General features: G+C 67.2%; 3 protein-coding genes and 1 pseudogene. 3 read left to right on the top strand and 1 reads right to left on the bottom strand.

The window, feature by feature from the left end:
- Positions 1–387 precede the first annotated feature (387 nt).
- The 3 genes from AB8K43_RS15405 to AB8K43_RS15395 all read left to right on the top strand — a co-directional run bounded on the left by AB8K43_RS15405 (position 388) and on the right by AB8K43_RS15395 (position 1,562).
- A complete protein-coding gene (locus tag AB8K43_RS15405) occupies positions 388–885 on the top strand; it encodes a hypothetical protein (protein WP_370895089.1) in 498 nt (165 codons plus the stop codon).
- Between the two features lie 115 nt (positions 886–1,000).
- Entirely contained in the window at positions 1,001–1,168 is a 168-nt protein-coding gene (locus AB8K43_RS15400) for a hypothetical protein (protein ID WP_370895088.1), read from the top strand.
- Positions 1,169–1,235: 67 nt separating this feature from the next.
- Entirely contained in the window at positions 1,236–1,562 is a 327-nt protein-coding gene (locus tag AB8K43_RS15395; protein WP_370895087.1) for a hypothetical protein, read from the top strand.
- Positions 1,563–1,566: 4 nt separating this feature from the next.
- Here AB8K43_RS15395 and AB8K43_RS15390 read toward each other — a convergent pair.
- Positions 1,567–2,706, bottom strand: a pseudogene (locus tag AB8K43_RS15390) (IS256 family transposase); the annotation flags it as partial.

Raw genomic sequence — 2,706 nt, 5'->3', positions numbered from 1 at the left:
GACTCCCGAACCAATGGTTATGTTGAACGGATCAGACGCTCATCGCCTCCCGGCCACGGCCCGCACGACGGCGGTGAACATAACCCCAAGGTCGACATACCGTCGCCCGGTCACTGCTCGAGGCCGGAGGATTCAGGCCCGCGCTACACCCTCATTCGTGAAGAGCCAGTTTTCACAACGGTTCGATATGACGGTTGATTCTCCGAAACCGTTCTGTATAACAGGAGAAGTCCACGCTGGATACGACGTGAATGGCGGGCGTAGTTAGAGACGCCCGCTCCATGAATGAAGGCTGAGGCATCCGCCCTCATTCCCCTCGTTGGTGCACTGCGGCTTCAACGTGATCCACAAGGATCGCGGGCCGCTCACATCAAGGAGGTGGCTCAGATGAGCCAGATGTCCATCACCGGAGACGCGGACGGCTACGTCCCGAACTCCGCCCGACCGGCATACGACGAGATCCGTCCGCTGTCGGTGCGGATGCGTGACAGCGTCCGCGCCCAGCTCGACGTGCTCGCCCAGCTGAACAACCGCAGCGTCACCGAGGAGACTCGTCTGGCGCTGGAGCACTGGGTCGAGAAGGCCAAGACCGATCCGTCGCTCAAGGAGCGCGCCGATCGTGTCCGCGCCGAGATCGACCGCGAGGTCGAGCAGCGCCGCCGTTCTGCGGAGCGCGACGCCGAGCACCGCCGTCAGGCCATCGCCGCCGTTCTCGGCGTCGACGGTCTCCCGCCTGAGTCGGACGACGAGTTCGATGTGGAGGCTTCCAAGGAAGCCGAGCACGACCCAGAGCCGCGACAACGCCGAGACGCCCGTCAAGCAGGCACGCGCCCCGCGCCGCAAGGCGAGCTGAACCACCACCAGGGAAGCCGCCCCCGGAGTTGAGACTGATCGAGGTCTCCTCCGGGGCGGCTTCCCGCGCACACACCTCGTTGCTGCCGTGCGGTCTATCAGGTGATCCATCCCGGATCGCCGGCCGCTCGCATCAAGGAGGTGCACCATGCCGAAAGGCATCTACATTCCGGCGACCCAAGAGGCGCCACTCGAACATCGCGATCTCACGGGACTCGAGGACTACCAGACGGCAGTCGGCGGCTACATCGAAGCTGTCGATCTCTCCGAAGCCGGTGCCACGGTCTTCGTCAACGAGGAAGGGGCTGCTGCGTAAGCTGCCGTTCAACCCGCGGGCGACGTTCCTGTGGTGGCTGTGGGTTCCCGCGGCCCGCAACAAGGCGATGCTCGTCGGCGACGCGCTCGTGGTCGGCACCTCCGACCAACGCGGCGACGAGACCGACATCCCGGAGCCGCTCGCGACCAGCCTGCTCAACCCGCACGGCCACCGGGTCGAGGTGCTGACCCACGGCGATCCGAAGTGGTACGGCAACCAGGCAACGTACCCGGACTACTTCGAGGCTGCCGTCTGGGCCATGACGCTCATGGAGCGCTGGACGCAGGCAGCCGACGTGCGCATCGTTCCGCTCACCGGGCAGGAAGGTATCGAGCGCGGCCTCACTGGTCAAGCCCCAGGGAGTGGTGTAGTTCGGGTCCCTTCGATCTGTTGATGGTTCAGGCGGTGAGCTCTAGGGTGCTGTCGGTGTTCACCTCCTCGGTGCCGGTGTCGGCGACGAGGGTCAGGCGGGACTTGGCGAGGATGTCGAGGCCGAGGTAGCGGCGGCCTTCGGCCCATTCGTCGGTCTGCTCGGCAAGGACCGCGCCGACGAGGCGGATGATCGCGTCACGGTTGGGGAAGATGCCGACGGAGTCGGTGCGGCGGCGGATCTCGCGGTTGAGTCTCTCGTTGGGGTTGTTGGACCAGATCTGCTGCCAGAGGCCCTCGGGGAACCCGGTGAACGCGAGGATGTCCTCCCGGGCGGTGTCGAGGTGCTCATGCGCGGCGGGGAGCTTCCCGTCGACGTAGTCCAGGAGTCGGTCGAACTGGGCGTGAACGCTGTCGGCGTCGGGTTGGTCGTAGACGGAGTGGAGCATCGCTTTCACCGCCGGCCACATAGTCTTCGGTGTCACGCTCATCAGGTTGGCCGCGTAGTGGGTGCGGCAGCGTTGCCAGACCGCTCCGGGCAGGTTCGCGGCGATCGCCTCGACGAGCCCGGCGTGCGCGTCGGAGGTGACCAGGCGGACGCCGCCGAGGCCGCGGGCGACGAGGTCGGCGAAGAACGAGTTCCATGCAGCGCCCGTTTCGCTGGTCGCGACGCGGAGCCCGAGGACCTCGCGGCGCCCGTCCGCGTTGACACCGGTCGCGACCAGCACCACGGCGTTGATGACCCGGCCGCCCTCGCGGACCTTCATCGTCAGGGCGTCGGCGGCGACGAACGTGAACGGGCCGGCGCCGCCCAGGGGTCGGTGCCGGAACTGGTCGACGTGCTCGTCGAGGTCCGCAGCCATCCGCGACACCTGCGACTTCGAGAGGGAGTGGATCCCGAGGGTCTTCACCAGCTTGTCCATCCGACGGGTGCTCACCCCGGCGAGGTAGCAGTCCGCGACGACCGTGATCAGCGCGGTCTCGGCGCGTTTGCGGCGCTCGAGCAGCCAGTCCGGGAAGTACGTGCCCTGCCGGAGCTTCGGGATGGCGACGTCGATCGTCCCGACCCGGGTATCGAGGTCGCGGTGCCCGGTAGCCGTTGCGCTGGCTCGTGCGGCCCGGTGTCGGCCGGCCGTACTCGGCACCGACGACAGCGTCAGCGTCAGCGG

Source organism: Janibacter sp. GXQ6167, assembly GCF_041365945.1.
Classification (GTDB): Bacteria; Actinomycetota; Actinomycetes; order Actinomycetales; family Dermatophilaceae; genus JBGFSK01.
The sequence above is the reverse complement of the archived record's forward strand: the minus strand, read 5'-3'. Positions and strand labels throughout refer to the sequence as shown.